A 19568-nucleotide genomic window follows, 5' to 3' on the forward strand; every position below is an offset into this window, starting at 1 on the left:
AACTGTAGCTCACAATACTTAAGGAGTAGTAGGCATGGCTGATACAAATGGCAACGGTAGAAATGTCATTATTTTTGTTGCAGATGGATTGCGTAACGGTTCTATAAACCCCACTGATACCCCAACTTTATATGGTGTCCGTCAACAGGGAGTTACTTTCGCCAATAGTCATTCGCTGTTTCCAACATTTACCACCCCCAATGCTTCTGCGATCGCCACGGGGCATTATCTTGGTGATACAGGTGACTTTAGTAACACTATCTACACTGGTTTTCCCAGTCCTAATGCCAATGGTAGTGTTACGCCATTCATTGAAAATGATGCGGTTCTGGGGGATATTGATGAAAAGTTTCCTGGTAATAACTTTTTAAATGAAGAGTCACTTCTAGCTTACGCGCGATCGCAGGGTTTCAACACGGCAGCAGTTGGTAAATTAGGGCCAGTTGCCATCCAAGATGTCACACAAGTTAACCGAGAAGGTGTTACTACAGGTACTATTCCTACTCCCGATACAATAATTATTGATGACAGTACAAATGGTGCGACACCGCCGAATACAGCCGCAGGTTCACCTTCTGCTGTTCCTCTCGATCCAGATATTGTTGCTCGCTTACAAGCTGCGGGTTTAGATGTAAAACCGACAACGCGAGTCCAGCCAGCTGGTAACAATACAACTCCTGGCACCCTGAATGCCAATGTGGCTCAACAACAATACTTTGCAGATGCCACAACCAAGGTAATTTTACCCAAGTTTCAGGAAGATGGTAAACCATTCGCATTGGTTTACTGGTCAAGAGATCCCGATGGTAGTCAACACAATCAAGGTGATAGCTTAAACACCTTGACACCAGGTATCAATGGTGCAACTTCAAAAGCTGGGGTCAAAAATGCTGATGATAATTTAAAGCAGCTTCTTGATTATCTCAAGAGTACAGGCTTAGACAAGACTACTGATGTCTTTATTACTTCCGACCACGGTTTTTCTACCATCAGCAAACAAGCTATTGATAGCCAAGGCACAAAAACTACAAGTTATGCTGCCACCCAAACTTATGCGGACGTAAATCCGGGATTTCTACCAGTAGGTTTTGTGGCGATTGATTTGGCTCACGATTTAGGTCTACCTTTATACGATCCTAACCCTACGTCCCTCCCGCCAGACCTAAACCACATCCAGTATGCGACTGTTGATGCCACAAAAGGTCAACATTCTATTTCTGGGAATGGGGTAATTGGTGGTACAGGTCAGGTAATTAATGGTCAACTCGACTCAGGCGCAAAGATAGTTGTAGCTGCCAATGGTGGTTCTGACCTGATTTATTTACCCAATGGCAATGCTGACTTCGCTAAACAGGTAGTGAATTTGCTCTCACAGAAAGACTACATCAGTGGTATTTTTGTAGACGATGCCTATGGAAATATCCCAGGTGCTTTACCTCTAAGTGCGATCGGGCTACAAGGTGATGCTCAAACACCAGTTCCATCTATTGTGATTAACTTCAAAACCTTTAGCACCGACCCAAATAACCCAAACAACCCTCAAGCTCAAGTAGAAATTGCTGATACAACTTTGCAGCAAGGTCAGGGAATGCATGGCAGCTTTGGTCGAGGTGATACCTTCAATAACATGGAGGCGATTGGCCCTGATTTTAAACAAGGCTATGTAGACTATGCACCCGTCAGTAATGCTGATGTCACACCTACACTTGCTCGGATTCTGGGGTTAAATATTCCCAGTAATGGCGATTTGAAAGGTCGTGCCATTACAGAAGCATTAGTGGGAGGCCCGGATGTAGTTCCCTCCACGAGAGAAGTCTTAACTTCAGAAGAAACTACTAATGGTCAAGCAACAATTCTTGATTCTCAGAGTGTAGGCAATACTCATTACTTTACAGCCGCAGGGTTTGATGGTCGCACTGTTGGATTAACAACATTAGACCTTCAATTTGGTTCTACCAGTAGCGATGATGTGACTCTCAAGCCAAATCAAACCTTATTTGCAGGTGATGGAGCAGACTTTGTAGAGGGTAATAAAGGTAACACAATCCAGACTGGAAGCGGTGATGATACGGTGGTGGTCGGCAGTAGCTCCTCAGTGTCCACAGGAGACGGTAACGATCAAGTCTTGATTGGCGCAAATGGCCCTGCTAACAATACTAGTACTGATGGTGGTGCTGGTGATGATCAAGTTACCGTAGTTGAAGCCGGTGGTAGTAATAATTTGTTTGGGGCAGCAGGAAATGATACTTTGACAGTAGTTGAAGGTTCGCGTCAATTATCCTTCGGTGGCTCAGGTAACGACACTCTTACCAGTAACGGTAGTAATAACCGTCTCTACGGTGGTTCTGGGGATGACAAACTCTTCTCTGGCGTGAACGATTCACTCTTTGGTGGCGATGGTGATGATGTGCTATTTGCTGGTCAAGGGGGTAGTAATAGCCTGACTGGTGGTACTGGTATTGACCAATTCTGGATTGCTAATGCCAGTCTGCCAACGAGCAAAAACATTGTGACTGATTTTGCGATCGGTATTGATAAAATCGGGCTTGGCGGTGTTGGTATTACTCAGTTTAGTGCTTTAACACTGTTACAACAGGGTAGCGATACTATTGTGAAAACCGGAAACACAGAGTTAGCTTCATTACTGGGAATTACATCAACTAGCCTGACAGCAAATGATTTCGTTTTTTCTGCTAGTGTCGTTTAGCCAAAAGATGATTACAGCTTAGATTCAACGAAAATCGGCGGGAATCCTATCCCAACAAGAGGGGTGTCCGGGATAGCCGCCCGCCGATTTAGTTATTAGTCATTGGTACTAATGACTAATGAACTACAAAATAAACACGATCGCAAAGTTAAACCATTTAAATTGCATAAAATCAGGGCTGAATCCCTTGCTACAAGCGAATCAGTTTGGAAAAATAACTATACAAAACAGCCAATTACTCAAAATCAGTTTGTAGTTGACTATAGCGGTTCTTAATTGCATAGAATACAGACCATTGGTGTCAACTTAAGCTGAAACTCCTTTAAAACCTAGTTTACAGCCTCCGACTGGAAATGCTGCTCCTGGTGGCTCTACCGCTAGTAAGAGAGGCGGAGCCTCAACGACGAGCGTTCCCAGTCTCCGACTGGGAACGAGGCAATCTAAAAGCTAGTTCTAGGCTAGCTTTCACGTTAAGTTGACACCAATCAGCAATGCTGTGTCCTGCATCCAAACGAAAACCGCAATAGATTGCTCTATCCCATCTTGGCTAACAAATCAAAGCAATTTTCATCAACCTGGTGAAAGGGCGATAACTAGGCAAAAATGCTGATTTTTTGTTGTAATAACGCTTTAAAAACCATTGAGAATAATTGAGGATGCAAGGAAACGGTTGAGATTAGCATAAATTTCCAAAATTCATCCGAAAAAAGTATTTATCTGCTTAATAATAGCTTTCTCAGAAATCTTCCTCTTGGTTTATAAATCAGGCTTGAGATTCCTTCAACTGCCAAATGTAGCACCAAATACATTTTTAATGCTACATTTGGTTTTTAATACAGGTAGAAGTAAAAAAACATATATCTTTAGTCGTAAAAATTGTCTATCTTAAGACATAGATTCTTCATGGACAATTTCTAAAGAGTTACTAATAACAATCAATAGTCACATAACTTTTAGCTAGTACGCTGTGACGGAATTTTGCCTACCTTTAACAAGTTGCTCGATCAACTTGTCTGTTAATTGAGATGGTAGCTGTGTTTCTGCTGTGCTGTACTAGAGGCATTGTTTATCTGACTGAGTGGGTTTATATCGTAATCCCTAGATATTAAAAGGGCTTATAGACGAAAAACTACTCGACATTTTTCCTTAATATGAGAACTGCTTCAGGTGGAAAGCCAAAGGATGAAATACTGGATAACGAAATTAGCAATCTGTATAGTATTACTGTATGGCTTGTTACTATCAACTGATTACGCAGAAGCAAACGAACTTCCAAATATTTCTCATCCTGATGTACAGCAACTAAATGCACGCCCAGAAGTTGAAAACTTAGCAAGTCCTGACAATAATCTGACTGAGATTAAAAAGGAAGATTTTTGCCGATTTAATGGCATTGTGAATAGGATTGATAAACTAGAGGGACTCTTCACACTATATTGTAGTGAGGATTCAGGCAAAATCTACTTAGAACTTAAACCAGAGCAGCTAAATAAAGACTACCTAGCAATAGTGACATTGGAATCTGGCGTTGGGGAAAGTGGGATTTATAGTGGATTACCTCTTTCAGATTTTATCTTCTACTTCCAACGCGTAAACAATAGATTGCATTTTGTTGTGCGAAATGTTAAATTCCGTACAGAAAGTAAAGCAGAACAGCGATCGCTTGCTCGTTCATTTAGCGATTCCGTTCTTTATTCACTCCAAATAGCTACTATCGATCCAAAGAATGAAAATATTCTGATCGAACTGAATGAACTACTAATGCAGGATTTTCCGGGATTAACTCCCCTATTGAAATATTCTTTGCAGGCTGATTATCGCTTAGATGCACGCAAATCATATTTTGGTGATGTTAACAGCTTCCCGGAAAACGTAGAGATTGATTCTATTTATGGTTTTTCATCACTAGAAGGATCGAATTTAGTTACTGTACCCGATAGCAGGGCGCTGACTTTGAAGGTACACTACAGTTTTTCTCAATTGAGAGAAAACAATGGTTATATTCCCAGACTTGCCGATGACAGAGTGGGATATTTTATTACTGCTTTCCAAGATTTCTCTAATAAGAATCCTCACGAATCTTATGTACGTTACATCAATCGCTGGTATCTAGAACCATCCGATCCAAATGCCCCCTTGTCTCCACCCAAAAAGCCAATTGTATATTGGATTGAAAATGCTGTACCCCTAGAGTACCGCGATGCGATTCGTGAAGGCGTTTTGATGTGGAACAAAGCATTTGAAAAAGCCGGATTTCAAAATGCCATTGAAGTGCAGCAAATGCCAGATGATGCTGATTGGAAGCCAGCCGATGTACATTACAATACTATTCGCTGGTTCAATTCTTTAGATGCAGGTTTTGCTAGAGGGCCAATGCGTGTCAACCCATTCACTGGGGAAATATTGGATGCAGATATCATCGTAGATGCCAATATGGTGCGTTTAGTTCAGCAAGAATATCACGCACTGATGGAAGTTAATTCATCACTAGGAACAAACCCATGTCAAGAAAAGACAGGAGAACATAAGAACGTGAGGAAATTCGTGGATAGATTCTTTGCGTTATCTTCCCCTGCCCTTTTTTCCTCTGAGTTCTGCTATGGTGTGGAGTCTTCAAATCAAGCAGCTATAGGGGCGCTGGCGTTGTCAATTTTGCCAAATGCTACACCCAGTAGTGAAACAATGAAGGAGTATGTGCATCAATATTTGCGTTCGATTATTGCTCACGAAGTCGGGCATACTCTGGGTTTGCGCCACAACTTTCACGGCAGCACCATGTTAGCGCCTGAAGAATTAAATAATACTGAAATCACTCACACCAAAGGTTTAGTGGGTTCGGTAATGGACTATCTACCTGTGAATATAGCACCACAGGGAGTACAGCAAGGTGACTATTTCCCCGGAGTTGTTGGCCCTTATGACGAATGGGCTATTGAGTATGGTTATAAAAGGAAACCATCAGCAGCGCTTGAGGCGATTATTCCAGAATCAGAAAAAAGTTTTTTAGATCAAATTGCACTAGCGTCGCCTCAACCAGAATTATCTTACGCAACTGATGAGGATATTTGGGACATCAATCCTTTGGCAAATGTCTGGGATATGAGTAGTGATGTGCTGGTTTATTCGCAGTGGCAAATGGATAATGCTCGTTTTATGTGGCAGCGCCTTGACAAGGGTTATCTATCGAAAGGAGAAAGCTATAGTAATCTACGTTTGAAATTCAATCGAGTACTTAAATATTATTTTCGGAACGCCACCTTACTTTCTAAATACATTGGTGGACAATCGTTTCAGCGTCTCCATACTAATGATGATGCTGCTTGGACATTTGTACCAGTTTCACTTTTAAAACAACGTCAGGCGTTGACAAAATTGCAAGAGTATGTATTTGCTGAGAATGCTTTCAGCTTTTCACCCCAATTGCTGAATCAACTAGCACCGTCGCGCTGGGAACATTGGGGTAGTCCTGCACCGAACAACCGCCTTGATTATCCAATTCACGATCGCATTTTGAGTTTCCAAAGTTCGATATTGCGATCGCTATTAGACAGCGATCGCCTAAATCGTTTACAAGATATAGAATTAAAAACTCTACCTGGGCAAGCTCTTTCCATTCCAGAACTTTTAGACACCCTGCAAACAGGCATCTGGACAGAAGTTTTCACCCCCGGAGAACCAAAGCCAATTTCTAGTATCCGCCGTTCATTGCAACGAGAATATCTAAATATTTTGCTCCAGATGATGTTGGGTATTACCAATACACCTGAAGATGGGCGAACATTAGCTTGGCATGAATTGCGCCAACTGCAAAAAGCCATTGATGTCAGACTCAAACAAATTGGTGAAAGTCTTGATATTTACACCTTAGCCCACTTAGAAGCTTCTGGCGATCGCATCACTAAAGCATTAAACTCGCAGTTACTTTCTAGGTAGCAACAGGGGGCAGGGGGCAGGAGTTATTTCTCCTTCATCTCCATCACTCACTACTCAGCACTCAGCACTCACTACTCAGCACTCACTAAATATACATGGCAAAGTAGTCCTCATAAATTTCAGTATTGGTTGATAGCGTTTGTTCTACTTTTTCACGATCTACATCAATCGTCAAAGTCGTGCCATTGCTTAGACTTCCTTCCGGTATGAAATCGCCACAGTATTCATTGGCGGGTACGGCTTCGTTCATCTTTTTGGGATAGCTCAAACCCAGATGGCTCATAATGGCGATAAATTGATCGCGGGTGCGATTGGCAAATCGGGGATTGAGGCGTTTTTCTTCGCCAATAGTGGAAATGGTTCGCCCTTTGTAGTCATGGGCAGGATAAACCTGGGTTTCCTCTGCGAGAGTAAATAACTGTTGCGTCACTGTATCGTACAGAGTACCCGCATCGCCCGATTGAAAGTCTGTGCGTCCACAGCCGCGAATCAATAAGGCATCCCCCGTTAACAGATGGGTATTGTTGACTAAATAAGCTAGATGGCTGTCGGTGTGCCCTGGTGTAGCGATCGCCTCAATCCGCACCGCTCCCACAATTAAGGTTTCGCGATCGCTAAGGGAGTGATCCGCAGACTTAGCAGTGGCATTTTGGGGCACTATTACCTGACAACCTGTTTGCTGTCTCAGTTTACCAGCACCAGTGATATGGTCAGCATGGATGTGAGTTTCCAAACAGTAGCGGAGACTCAACCCCAAGTCATCCAGCACTTGTAAATCACGTTCAACCTGCTCTAATACTGTATCTACCAGCACCGCATCTTTTGTCTGACTGTCTGCAATCAGATAAGTGTAAGTACTGGATTCTGGGTCAAAAAATTGGCGAAACAATAGCGTTGACTGGGGTATAGCGGCTCGAAGGTTGCTTTCATCTTGTTCAGTGGCGCGAGAAATGGGCGAAACGGGACGTACCCGCACTGGTAGCGACTGCAACACCGTTGCTGCCAATACCTGAGCTTGTTCACGCAGTTCGGGGACAGCGATCGTTTCCCACAAATTGCCTTTGCGTGGAGTGCCCAAGGTATAGAATAAGCTTGAACGTTTGCCCTGAGCATCTAATACAGCACCATCAGGGGCAGTATCCAAACCCAAGCCGATATCGTTGGGGCGGATCAATCCTTGGGTGCGTAAATTGGCAATTAGGGATTGGGGCGATCGCTGATAATTTGCCTGTACCCCAGTGCAATTTACTACGCGGCTGACTTGCAAGACTTGATTCCTTTGCGTTTGGCGTTGGCGAACGGTTACAGCCACCGCGTTAGGTGTTGTTTGATAATCCTGAATCCGCCCGGCGGTAATAGTTAGTTGCCCAGAATCCAGCATTGCCTGGACAACTTTGCCAATTTCGGGGGCAATTCGATGCCGATGCACATCCCAATAGGGAGTAGCATGGCGCAAAAGCCGTTTTTGCTCCACGCGGGGTAGTTGTTGCCAGAGTTGTTGAGTGATGGGACGCAGGGAATCAATCACCGATCGCCAGTTGTAACCCTGCACTACCGCCGTCTGCACCTCACGGCGAATGCGCCGCAGCAAGCCCCGAACTGTTTTCGGAGCGGTATCTGGGGTCAAAAATGCGGGGTAGGGTTTAGTCGATTGATGCGGTAGCGGAAACAAGCCCCGGCGAGACACGGCATAAATTTTACCCCGATGGTTGCGACTGTGGAGTGACACCACCATATCCACCATCGTCAGTCCAGTACCAATTAGCAATACAGCTGCATCCGGCTCAAGCTCTGCCAAGGCCTCGGCTGACCAGGCATGACGCAGGTAGGGAGTGTCATTATCCTCAGAGGATTGCGATCCAGGAGGGGCGGAAGGTGCATTTCCCAGAGCCAATACAATTTTGTCTGCCACAAAAGTACGGCTGCTACTCAAGGAGACGATCGCACCTTTGGCTTGTGGCTCCACTGCCACCACTTCATCAATAACGCGCTCCAGTCGGACGTTACTTGATGCCGTGGCTTCAGCTTCCTCCAAAATCGACTGGATATAAAGCCCGAATATCTGACGGGGAATAAAGCTGCTGGCATTCAAATCGCTGGGCAGAAATGCCGCCAACTCACTGCGGTTATAGTTTAACCACCGCAGCAGATGACTGGGATCATCGGGAAAGGCACTCATCTTGCCTGCGGATACATTCAGCAAATGGCTAATGGTGTCGGTGCTGTAGGCAACTCCCTTGCCAATGTCGTGACTGCGCTCAATTAGTTTAATCAACAAGGGGCGGTTGGCAGTTTTTAATAGGTGAGCCGCTACTAGAGAACCACTAAAGCCAGCGCCAACCAGGGCGATCGTGGTGGTTGAAGGATGTGCTATCAGGACATTAGAATGCATCACAGTGCTAAATAGAGTGTATGGTAACTATTTTCTCAATTAATTTAAATACTATATACCTATCGGTTTTTTGGTGTATTATTCCAGTGGTTGTTTATTTTAACTTGACCATGAAAATGTGTCCTAAGGAATAAAAATTAAATAACATACAATTTATGTCCCTAGTTTACCTCACCCTCAATCCCTCTCCGATATATTGGAGAGGGAAGCTAGAGACAGGATGAAGGAAATTTTGCATCTTATTTAATCCACGTTCCTAACTCTTAAAGATATCGCTGCAATAGACCAATAAAAACTTCTGGAATTTCCAAATGAGGTAATATCCCGGCATCTGCGATCGCAATAAAATCTCGAATTGCCCTGGGATTTAAATTTGCCAAGCGTTGCCCTAATTTGATGTTAGTAAATTGTGCTTTCTCTCCCCAAAAAATGACGGTGGGAATTGTCAGTTGTTGAATATATAAACTCAAGTCAAAGTAAAGATCGCCCCGCAAAAAAGCCAAGGCGGCAAATTTGGCATTAGGCTGTTGTGCAGAAGTTAAATAAGCCTGTACAATCTCTGGGGATAGTCGTTGTGACTTAGCAAAGAGAAAACTTTCTAAAAAATTGCGGACTGCAATTTCATTTTCAGCCCCAAGCATATAAATAAAATTGTCCAACAGAGGCGTATTGATTACCGAAAGGGGAAGTCTGCGTCCAGCACCCTCTCCAAAATCATCAAATCCAGAGGGGGAAACTAAAAACAATGCTTTAAATAAATTGGGTTGAACAATAGCGAGGCGGATCGCAAAAGCGGCTGTGAGAGACGAGGCTACCACCGTCACAGGCTGGCGACAAGTTTGGATGATAAACTCTGCGATCGTGCTGAGATAATCCCTAATTTTATAATCCCGGACTGGATGGGCCGATTCTCCCCAGCCGATGAGATCGGGGGCTAAAATGCGGTAATTAGAGGCAAAAGCTGGGTAAACTTTAGACCATTCATAAGCAGACGCGCCACCACCAAGGTTATGGAGAAACAGTAGTGGGGGTAAATCTTCAGTGTCAGCGAACGCCCAAGGTGCATTTGTTTGAGTATAGTAAACCATTGCCCCCAAGGATGTATGGATGATTTTATGTCCAAAGCCAGGAGGTTGAAACTGAAGCATAAAATTAAAAAGTTTAGTTTAGTAAAAATACCTCTAGACCTGGCGAATAGAATGAGACTGTTGGTCAATTCACGATGGGTTTGACCCCTCAGCCCTAAAACATTGATTTGGCGTTCCTTTCCCGCCCTGAAATAAATTTCAGGCTAATAGCTCAAGTCCGTTTCAACGGACTCCAATCAGAGAAATCAAGAGCAATAAATAATCGCCAGGTATATTTGCTAATTGATAATTGATAATTCATAATTCATCCTTGCTTTTTGTCAGCATCTCCTGTGATTTGCACAAGTTGATGGAGGTTATCACCACTAATATGATAAGCTCCCCCAAAACCAACTACAAAACGACCTTCACTGGGAGTTAGCCGGAAAATCCGAAAGTCAGACAAGCCTCGCAAAACCTCGATAATTTGACCAAACCGCTCTTGAAATTGCTCAACAATTTGATTCCAATTGTCAGTTTCACGCTCTATCAAACTTGCCGTACAATCAAAACTCAAACGACGACGGGCAAAAATTAGATTACTCTTAGCTTCATCCTCGATAAACAAGACACTAATATGAGGATTAGCATAGAGATTTTTGGTATGAATCGAAAGACCACTGACGTAAATGTAGATATTTTTGGAATCATCCATTACAAAGGGAGCATAACTAGCATTGGGTATTGCCTGGGCGCTCACGGTGCTAATGATTACACTCTCAAATGCTTCAGGAAACTTTTCATACTCAGCTTGAATGTTTTCAAGTTGACTCATAAGTAAATTACCGCTTGATTAGCTATACCTAATTAAGTATGGTAACGTGATTTGAGCGATGTCTACGAGCCAGAGAATGTCCAAAAAATAAAAGCGATCGCTCCCTTTAACTAAAGAGCGATCGCTAATTTTTCGATTGATTATAGAATACAGCTTAAGCTGCAACAGGTTCCAACAATTTGATGTCAGAAAAGATAAATTCCTGAGTAGAAACTTCTCCTGCGGTCTCGGTGCGAATCTCCCGACGATTTAGAATGAAATAGTCACCAACTTTTTCATACTCATCAATAAATTCGCTTCTACCGCCCTTTTGTTCCCCAGTTTTGGGGTCATGGTACACAGAGTCATAGCGGTGTGACAGATAGCCTTCACCAGTATCATGGCTGCTAAAGGTGTCAATTGTCACAAAAGTACCGTGAATTAGACGATGAACATGGCAGACTTCATTATTGCGGACTTTGTATTTATCGCCCTCAGCCTTACCACCCATTAAAAGCTCAACCGCACCAGTTTCGTCAGTTTTACCATAGCTAAAAGTATTGGCGCTGTGGGTATCTTCAAAGCTGCGGCGGACGCGGTGAATTGCGATCTCCCAAGCTTGGCCATGAATTGCTTTCTGGGCTGACTCGTCATCTACATCCAAAACTTCGGCTTTCAGATTGGCAGTGATGATAACTTTGCCTGTAAACACTTGATCATCATGCTTAAAGGTAATATTTGCGGTATAACCGGGAAAATTCTTGTCCCAAGTATAGCGGTTTTCATAAGCAGCCCGGAAAAGTTCCTGAGCAGAGAGTTGTGTAACTGTCATGTGCTTCTCCTAGTCGCTACTGTAATTAGCGTTTTAGTTTCGTTGGTATTAGCATAGAAGTAATTGTTGAGGCTTGGATAGTCCCCAACTGGGTACACTTATGGCTAATTCTCTACACGCTGTATTTCATGCGATCGCTAATGTCCAGAATGAGCAAGAGTTAAGACTCGCTCTCACCGATAAAATTAGCGAGCATTTTGGCGTGCAAAATTGGGGTATTTATCTCCTAGATGAGCAGCCAAGCACTGAGATTAATCTTTCAGGCATCCCAGCAGTATGCTTAGAAAGCAATCCAGTGGGGCGTTACGTGGTTGAGCGTCATGCTCCCGCCCATGAGCAGCTATTATTATCACCAGGAGACTGGAAGCATTTTTGTTCGCGTTCCGATCACGAACACGTCATGACTGGGCCAATTGTTTGCGATGGTCGTCTTGTGGGCACTCTTAACTTGGCTCGTGACAAGGGAAATCCGGCCTTTAATGGCAACGATTTAGCTGACTTGAGCGCTTTATGCATTCATTTATCAGCAAAAATGGCAACCCTACGCACAAAACCCAAAATATTCAATTCCCTTTTAGTGAGTCCTTTAACAGCGCGTGAGTTAGAAATTGCCGATTTGGTGGCGCAAGGGTTAACGAATGCCGAAATTGGGGAAAAACTCTGGATTACTCAAAATTCCGTTAAACAAGCCTTAAAAAGGATGTTTCGGAAGTTGAAGGTTTCGGCGCGTGCAGAAATGGTGGCAAAGCTACAAGATATACAAGTTTCATAAATATATACCAATAAATAAATAAGATCCCCGATTTCTTTAAGAAGTCAGGGATCTAAGTCTTGTGGTATTTGCAAATCAAATAGGATTGCTATAAGATTGTTGAGCTAATTTAAATAAAAACTTTTGTTTTTGACAGTTTTATTTTTTGGACAATAGTAATATAAGTCGTGAATAAAGTCTTTGACAATTAAGACTTGGTGATAATTTAAGTAAGTTCTAGAGAACTTAGTTAGTTTTTTAACAGGAGAAGTAGGGTGCTTAACAACCTTCATCAGTTATTATCTCCCCGTAAGTGGGCAATTTCCCTTGCGGGCTTAGGCTTACTTCTCGGTTTGGGCTTTATAGCCAAGCAGACTCAAGTAATATCATTAACAGATTCTCGATTATCATCGGCTCAGATTAACAAAACCTCTGAAAACTCTCTTTTGTCGCAGTTGAGAAAAGTTCGAGAGCAAAGAAGTCAACTTCATGCGGCTTCTGGAGAGAGAGAGGGTTTTTTCCATCAGAGCGAAAAAACAGTACCTACAATCACAGCGCTGGTTCCGGGCGATCAGGGGACTTCAAAAAGCGCAAGAGTTTTACCAAAAGCAAATTTTCCTGTAAAAGATGGGATTTACCTCTATGGGCAATCCCCAAAACCAAACCAGCTTGGTCAAGGTTATATCATCTTTCAAAAGCAGCAAGATAAGGTAACGGGTGCATTGTATATGCCCCAATCAGAGTTTAATTGTTTTCAGGGTACAATCAACCCATCAGGAGAATTGGCAATGACGGTTAATACTTCGTCAAATGAAGCCAACTCTAATCAATCGAATCAGGTAGCTACAAGCAGTAGACTGCCCAAAATTAATGATGATGAGTCAAATTCTTATGCTTACTCACTGGCTCTGCAAGACTTTTATCGGTTAAATTCTATCACTGCTAGCGATCGCCGCACGTTGCAAATGTGCAAATGAATAATGAGTTTTTGACGGAAACCTGAAATGGTACAGATCCCTGCTAAAGCCCTGACTCTAAGTGAATTCCTGGATCTGCCAGAGACAGAACCGGCCAGTGAATACATTGATGGGCATATCATCCAAAAACCGATGCCGCAAGGAGAACACAGCGCGATTCAGACCGAGTTAGCACCTGCAATTAACTTGGTAGTAAAACCTAAACAGATTGCACGAGCATTTTGTAAGCTTCGGTGTACTTTTGGCGTAGGCGTAGCCCGCCGCATCGTTCAATTGTGCCTGACATTTCTGTGTTTACGTGGGATAGAATTCCCCGTAAAGAAAATGGTGGGATTGCTAACGTTTTTTCAATTGCCCCAGATTGGACAATTGAAATTCTATCTCCCGATCAAAGTCAAACTAAAGTTACCAAGAATATTTTGCATTGCCTGAAGTATGGAACTCAGATGGGATAGCTGATTCATCCTAAAGAACAATCTTAGAGTTGAGGCAGAAGTTGCAAGTGTTGAATTGCTGCAAAATTTGTGATTGCCGACGTATCGCTGATAACAATCACAGCCTTCCAAGCTCTCGCAGATTTTTCAAATCTAATTCAAAGTCCTCAACGTCGTAGGAGTAGAGAGGGATGTTTCGCTGCTTGAGGAGTTGGCGAAAGGTATTAGGTTGCATATCCGCTAGCTGACTGGCGTAGCCTATCGTTAAGCGTCTTGTCTGGAATAGGAACAGCGCAATTTCTTTACAAAACTCACTTGGGGTAAGCTGAGATGCTTGTAGAGTTTCGTCTGAGATTATAACACTCATAGCAAGGCTAGTTTAGCGATTATATCTTTACGGTAGCCCAAGAAGAAACCTCAACACAACAGATTGACTATTTTACATAGTAGTACTTATTTTGAAGTGTGCTAAGTTCATTAAAATCAACCCCTTGGACAGTGGCTACGCGAAAAGCTTTTGCATCCGCTGTTAGCCCGCGCCCCGATCGCCACTGTTTTCAATTGCGCCAAACCTTTTTCTTTCTTTCTTTCTTTCTTTCTTTCTTTCTTTTTTTCTTTTTTTCTTTTTTTCTTTCTTTGTGTCCTTTGCGTCCTTTGCGGTTCGTTTTCTTCCTTGTACTTAAATATGGTTTAGCGCATCTTCATACAGAATTGGTATAAGACTCTTACCAAATTAAAAATTTGGTGGCTTTTAAAATCATTTTACAGATTAAAAAAGATTCCCGACTTCTTCGATAAGTTGGGAATCTGAGCCTTGGAGGGATACCTACGACAGGCATTGCCTACGCTACTCTACAATTAAGTCAAAATCCAAAATTACTTACCGTTGCTGTGAATGACACGTTCGACGAGTTTTTCCGGCACTTCCTGGAGATGGTCATATTCCCAGTGGAAGGAATCAACGCCCAAGGTGAGAGATCGCATCTCTACTCATAAATAATGTATAATGTAATGTATACATTATGTACAACCTAAATTGTGTCGAGCAAAATTCGTAAGCAGATTTATATTGAACCACGTCAAGAGCATCTACTAAAGGCGATCGCTCAACAAGCGGGTGTAAGTGAAGCAGAGATTATTCGCCAAGCTATTGATCTTCATCTTGGTGAAATAACTCCACCCCAAAGCAATCTTGCAATGTGGGAAGCCGAAAGAGAATTTATTGACCAAATCAAAACTCGACCGGCTCAACTTGGAGGTCGGGATTGGCAGCGTGAAGACCTTTATGAACGGTAGGGTTTTACTAGATACTAATATTCTCGTTTACATTTACGACCCACTAGATACTGCAAAACAGGAACGAGCGATCGCACTTACTGACCAATTGATTCGTTCTGGAAAGGCAGTAATTAGTACCCAGGTGTTAGGAGAGTTTTTTATGGTCACAACCCGGACTCGGCGTTTGCTGTTAACTCCTGCTGAAGCACTGGTACGAATGCGTAACTATTTAGCTGCTTGCCATATTGTTGATATTACACGACTCATTTCCTTAGAAGCAATTCGCGGTGTGGAAACCCATCACTTCAGTTTTTGGGACGCGCAAATTTGGGCAACAGCGCGACTCAACCAAATTGAAGAAATTTATACTGAAGACTTTGCATCAGGTGCAATGGTTGAAGGCGTGAGGTTTACAAATCCTTTTATAGATTGAAAAAGATTCCCGACTTATTAAATGAGTTGGGAATCGCAGCCTTGACAATATTTACAAAAACGAAGTTTTGTTATTTTAGCAAGATTTTCGGGAAAACTATAACTGAAGCTTCTCTATTAAAACAAGATTGAGCAATAGTTATGGATTTAAATGGATTAATTTGGACTAAAAACGTAAAACCTATAGATGGTGAACATTGGGCTTATCAAAGCATATTTACTATACATCCAGAATTAAAGATTTTTGCTTTACATTGGAGAAATTTAGAAAATAAAGATGAAATAAATGCCAAGACTCCACAAGAAGGTGAACTGATGATTTTAAGACAACGTAGCAAAGTAACGCACATTGTTAAAATGCTGAATAAGCAGCTTTATCCTGATGGAAATGCTGGAGAGGAATTTAATATTTATCGTCTTGTCCAGGTGATTTGGATGACCGAGAATTGGGAACATCCTCCAGAAAACAACAAAGTATTTGATTGTTCCATTTATTTTCCTCCATTTGGAAAAGCAATAAAATTGGAAAATCTACAAAAGTTCCAAACCCGTTGGGGTAAAGAAGGATTAGCATTTCAACAGCACGTCCAGAGTGTATTAAATATTCATTAACAAAACCCTGCATTTAAAAGTGCAGGGCTTCGATTAAAAAAAATCCAAAATTACTTACCGTTGCCGTTACCACCGTTGCCATTGCTGTGAATGACACGTTCGGCGAGTTTTTCCGGCACTTCCTGGAGATGGTCATATTCCCAGTGGAAGGAACCAACGCCCAAGGTGAGCGATCGCAATTCTACAATAAAGTTCTGCATCTCTGCTTGTGGCAAGTAGGCAGAGACATTATCCCAGCCTTGCCAATCGTTTCTGCCCTCATAGCCTAAAATTTGCCCCCGTCTACCACTCAACAGTTGCAGCACCTTGGAGGTAAATTCGCTCGGTGTGGTAACATCCACCCGCAGAATTGGTTCTAACAAGGTAGGTTCCGCTTGGGTTATCCCCGTTTGCATTGCCAATCGGGCAGCTTGCTTAAAGGCTTGTTCGGAACTGTCAACGTTGTGATAGGAACCATTAGTTAGAGTTACGGCCAAATCCACTATTGGAAAGCCCAAAGGCCCATGTGTGAGAAATTCCCGCACGCCCATTTCTACGCCAGGAATGTATTGTTTAGGAACCACGCCGCCGACAATGGTTTCATTAAAATTAAAACCTGTACCACGTGGTAAAGGCTTGATTTCGAGAAAAACATCACCAAACTGTCCGTGACCACCGCTTTGATGTTTGTAGCGTCCATGAACAGAAGCCACCGTTTTACGGATGGTTTCTTTGTAAGGCACTTGCGGTAAGTGGGTTGTCATCGGCAAGTTATATTTACGGCGCAGTCTGTCTAGGGTGACTTGCAAATGAATCTCACCTTGACCCCAAAGAATTACCTCGTGCGTGTCGCCGTGTTGTTCCCAAGCAAGCGAGGAGTCTTCTTCTAACAACTTGGTAATAGCACTGCTGAGTTTAACTTCATCGTTGCGCTTTTCTGGGGTAATGGCGAGGGCATACACAGGTTCTAACTGTACAGCTTTGGGTAATTCCATCACCGATTGCTGTTCTGTGGAGATTGTATCCCCTGTCTTAATTCCTTCTAAACGGCTCAATGCGACAATTTCACCAGCGCCAACTTCATTAACAAACTGCTGTTGTTGTCCCATGAGGCGGTAAATTCCACCAGTGCGAATACCATTGAGGACAATGCCATCAGTTAATTTGCCCCGCCAAACACGCACTAGAGAGAGTTTGCCACCTTGAGGAGTGTAGAAAGTTTTTAATACCTGCGCTAAAGCTGTATCGCCTTTTAAGTTTTTTAAACGACGTTCTGCTGTGGTTTCTGGTTCGGGGGCTTCGCGTAATAAGGCTTCTAATAGAGGTCTAACACCATAATCTTGTTCTGCCACACCAAAGAAAACTGGCACTACTAAATCTGCCCCTAATTCCATTTTTAAATCTTTGAGAATTTCCTCTTGGGGTGGTTCGATGTCTTCTAAAAGTTCTTCGAGTAAATGATCGTCAAAATTTGCTAAAGCTTCGAGCATTTCTGCCCGTGCTGTATGTTCTTCTTCTTTTAAATTTTCGGGGAAGGGAATGGGGTCAGCAGGTGCGCCTGGATGATATTGATATGCCTGTTCGCTCACCATATCAATAAAGCCGGTGAGTTGTTCCCCATTCATGATGGGATATTGATGTGCTACCAGAGGACGGCTAGATACTGCTTTCAGGGCGTGTAACGTTTCCAAAACGTGAATATTTGCCCGATCCATTTTGTTGACGAAGACGAGGTGGGGAATTTCCCAATCGTCCAAGAATTTAAATAGAGGGGCGAGGGTGAGGACTCGTTCGCGGATGGGTTCGCAAACTACAATTGCGGCATCGACTCCGATTAAGGCATTGTATGTTTCTTGGGCAAATTCTATACTTCCCGGACAGTCAAGAAAAGTGAAGCGAATACCGTTATACTCGGTGCTAGCGGCGCTGACTTCTACACTGAAATGGCGATCGCGCGACTCGGCAGCACTATCTCCTACTGTATTGCTGTCCTTAACACTCCCTTTGCGAGAAATTGCCCCTGTGACAAATAACAAGCTTTCTAGTAAAGTGGTTTTTCCACTTAAATAAGGCCCGACAATTGCAACATTCCGCGAACCCGATTTTACTTTTTCGTTCATAAAACCTCCCTTGCGGTAAGTCTTTTATAACCGCATTATTCCGTAGATATCAAGGGATAAAAAATGGTTCTCTGGAGTCAAAATTACCCCTTCTTTAATTTGTTATTATGCTCCTTTTAATCGAAAGTTAAAAAAATTGTAGCCTGTCGTAAGATTTAGCTTAAGAAAAGTTAACTATCACAAATTTTTATAGAGAATCAAAAACTTTTGTAAAAAACTTTTTATGAAGTAAATTTAACTGGAAGTGTTGTGAGTCAGAAAATCAATGAGATTATCATTCTCTAAATATGGCATAGCAGGGTTAGCAAGTTTAACATTGCTGTTTATGAGTATTTCCTCCCCCTCTCTTGCTTTATCTCCTCCTATCGTCTCAAAGCTGGCACAATCAAATGCTAAAACTGCAATAGACTGGTTAAATCAAGGCTTACAAGCAATTCAGGCGGGAAGGGTACAAGATGCGATCGCTGCCTTTAAACAAGCAGCTAAATTAGATTCGACATTAGCACCAGCGTACTATAATTTAGGGCTAGCATACCGACAAACGGGACAATTGCAACCCGCCGCCGATGCATTTTATCGAGCGACGCAAGCCGATCCGAAATTTGCTCCAGCTTTTGCTAATTTAGGCGGTGCGTTGTTAGAAGGCAATAATTTACAGTTAGCTAGCGATTACTTACAACGAGCGCTAGAAATTGATCCCAAACTCGGATTCGCCCATTATAACTTGGGGTTGGTACGAGAGCAGGAAGGAGATTGTAAACGAGCGATCGCATCTTTTAAAAAAGCCATAGAATATAGCAAAAATGCACCAGAACCTCCTTACCATATAGGGATGTGTTATCTCCAACAAGGTAAACTTGATCAAGCAAGAAGTGCCTTTCATCAGGCAATAAAAATTAATCCAAAGTATCCCGAAGCTTACTACAACCTCGGTTCAATTTTGTTTCAACAAAGTAAATTAAAAGAGGCATTAGAGGCTTTTAGAAAATCAGCCGAAGCTAACTCTAATTATCCTAATGCTTATTATGGTGCAGGGTTAGTTTTTATGCAGTTAAAGCAATATAGCGATGCAGTACAAGTATTGCAATTTGCTAGAGATTTATACAATACTCAGAAGAATCCTCAGTGGGCGAAAAATGCCGAGCAATTGTTGCAACAAGTACAAAATTTAAATTACCAACCTCGCTGAGGCGCAAAAGCTTAAGATTGCATAATATAAAACTATTGGGTTGACTCGCTG

General features: G+C 42.6%; 15 protein-coding genes and 1 pseudogene. 10 read left to right on the top strand and 6 right to left on the bottom strand.

All coding sequences use genetic code 11. From position 1 onward, the window contains the following. Positions 1-34: 34 nt before the first annotated feature. The 3 genes from V7L07_RS19090 (at position 35) to V7L07_RS19100 (ending at position 6640) form a co-directional block, all read left to right on the top strand. Positions 35-2707, top strand: a complete 2673-nt coding sequence (locus V7L07_RS19090; protein ID WP_335060439.1) for an alkaline phosphatase family protein — start codon at positions 35-37, stop codon at positions 2705-2707. A 111-nt stretch (positions 2708-2818) separates the two neighbouring features. Then, positions 2819-2983, top strand: coding sequence for a hypothetical protein (locus V7L07_RS19095; protein ID WP_335060441.1), 165 nt, complete (start codon positions 2819-2821; stop codon positions 2981-2983). A gap of 906 nt (positions 2984-3889) precedes the next feature. Further along, positions 3890-6640, top strand: a complete 2751-nt coding sequence (locus V7L07_RS19100) for a zinc-dependent metalloprotease (protein ID WP_335060443.1) — start codon at positions 3890-3892, stop codon at positions 6638-6640. Between the two features lie 85 nt (positions 6641-6725). Here V7L07_RS19100 and V7L07_RS19105 read toward each other — a convergent pair whose 3' ends face one another. The 4 genes from V7L07_RS19105 to V7L07_RS19120 form a co-directional block, all read right to left on the bottom strand. Beyond that, positions 6726-9032: an FAD/NAD(P)-binding protein gene (locus V7L07_RS19105; RefSeq protein ID WP_335060445.1), complete on the bottom strand. Its 2307-nt coding sequence runs from the start codon at positions 9030-9032 to the stop codon at positions 6726-6728. Between the two features lie 263 nt (positions 9033-9295). Continuing rightward, positions 9296-10180, bottom strand: a complete 885-nt coding sequence (locus V7L07_RS19110) for an alpha/beta fold hydrolase (protein WP_335060447.1) — start codon at positions 10178-10180, stop codon at positions 9296-9298. A 244-nt stretch (positions 10181-10424) separates the two neighbouring features. Next, entirely contained in the window at positions 10425-10934 is a 510-nt protein-coding gene (locus V7L07_RS19115; RefSeq protein ID WP_335060449.1) for a HugZ family pyridoxamine 5'-phosphate oxidase, read from the bottom strand. Between the two features lie 154 nt (positions 10935-11088). Next, positions 11089-11745 (bottom strand): DUF3386 domain-containing protein, encoded by a 657-nt coding sequence (locus V7L07_RS19120; protein ID WP_335060451.1) that lies wholly within the window; start codon positions 11743-11745, stop codon positions 11089-11091. Between the two features lie 100 nt (positions 11746-11845). Between V7L07_RS19120 and V7L07_RS19125 the strand changes: the two genes are divergently transcribed. The 3 genes and pseudogenes from V7L07_RS19125 to V7L07_RS19135 form a co-directional block, all read left to right on the top strand. Continuing rightward, positions 11846-12517 carry a LuxR C-terminal-related transcriptional regulator gene (locus tag V7L07_RS19125; RefSeq protein ID WP_335060452.1) on the top strand — a complete coding sequence of 224 codons (672 nt, stop codon included), beginning with the start codon at positions 11846-11848 and terminating at the stop codon, positions 12515-12517. Between the two features lie 254 nt (positions 12518-12771). Beyond that, the gene (locus V7L07_RS19130) at positions 12772-13473 is read left to right on the top strand and encodes a hypothetical protein (RefSeq protein WP_335060454.1); all 702 of its coding nucleotides are present in this window, start codon (positions 12772-12774) and stop codon (positions 13471-13473) included. A gap of 27 nt (positions 13474-13500) precedes the next feature. Continuing rightward, positions 13501-13925 (top strand): annotated as a pseudogene (locus V7L07_RS19135) (Uma2 family endonuclease); the annotation flags it as partial. Between the two features lie 100 nt (positions 13926-14025). On the opposite strand, the gene V7L07_RS19140 reads toward V7L07_RS19135, so the two are convergent. After that, positions 14026-14274 carry a UPF0175 family protein gene (locus V7L07_RS19140; RefSeq protein ID WP_335060455.1) on the bottom strand — a complete coding sequence of 83 codons (249 nt, stop codon included), beginning with the start codon at positions 14272-14274 and terminating at the stop codon, positions 14026-14028. 671 nt (positions 14275-14945) lie between these two features. Between V7L07_RS19140 and V7L07_RS19145 the strand changes: the two genes are divergently transcribed. The 3 genes from V7L07_RS19145 (at position 14946) to V7L07_RS19155 (ending at position 16229) form a co-directional block, all read left to right on the top strand. Then, positions 14946-15203: a hypothetical protein gene (locus V7L07_RS19145; protein WP_334776446.1), complete on the top strand. Its 258-nt coding sequence runs from the start codon at positions 14946-14948 to the stop codon at positions 15201-15203. Continuing rightward, positions 15193-15618, top strand: a complete 426-nt coding sequence (locus V7L07_RS19150; RefSeq protein ID WP_335060457.1) for a PIN domain-containing protein — start codon at positions 15193-15195, stop codon at positions 15616-15618. The genes V7L07_RS19145 and V7L07_RS19150 overlap by 11 nt, the downstream gene beginning before the upstream one ends. Positions 15619-15758: 140 nt before the next feature. Then, on the top strand, positions 15759-16229 hold the full coding sequence (locus V7L07_RS19155; protein WP_335060459.1) for a hypothetical protein: 471 nt from the start codon (positions 15759-15761) through the stop codon (positions 16227-16229). A 50-nt stretch (positions 16230-16279) separates the two neighbouring features. Here V7L07_RS19155 and V7L07_RS19160 read toward each other — a convergent pair whose 3' ends face one another. Next, positions 16280-18328, bottom strand: coding sequence for an elongation factor G (locus tag V7L07_RS19160; RefSeq protein WP_335060461.1), 2049 nt, complete (start codon positions 18326-18328; stop codon positions 16280-16282). A 265-nt stretch (positions 18329-18593) separates the two neighbouring features. On the opposite strand from V7L07_RS19160, the gene V7L07_RS19165 reads away from it, so the two are divergent. Continuing rightward, positions 18594-19517 carry a tetratricopeptide repeat protein gene (locus tag V7L07_RS19165; protein ID WP_335060463.1) on the top strand — a complete coding sequence of 308 codons (924 nt, stop codon included), beginning with the start codon at positions 18594-18596 and terminating at the stop codon, positions 19515-19517. Positions 19518-19568 lie beyond the last annotated feature (51 nt).

Source organism: Nostoc sp. (assembly GCF_036916985.1).
Classification (GTDB): Bacteria; Cyanobacteriota; Cyanobacteriia; order Cyanobacteriales; family Nostocaceae; genus Nostoc.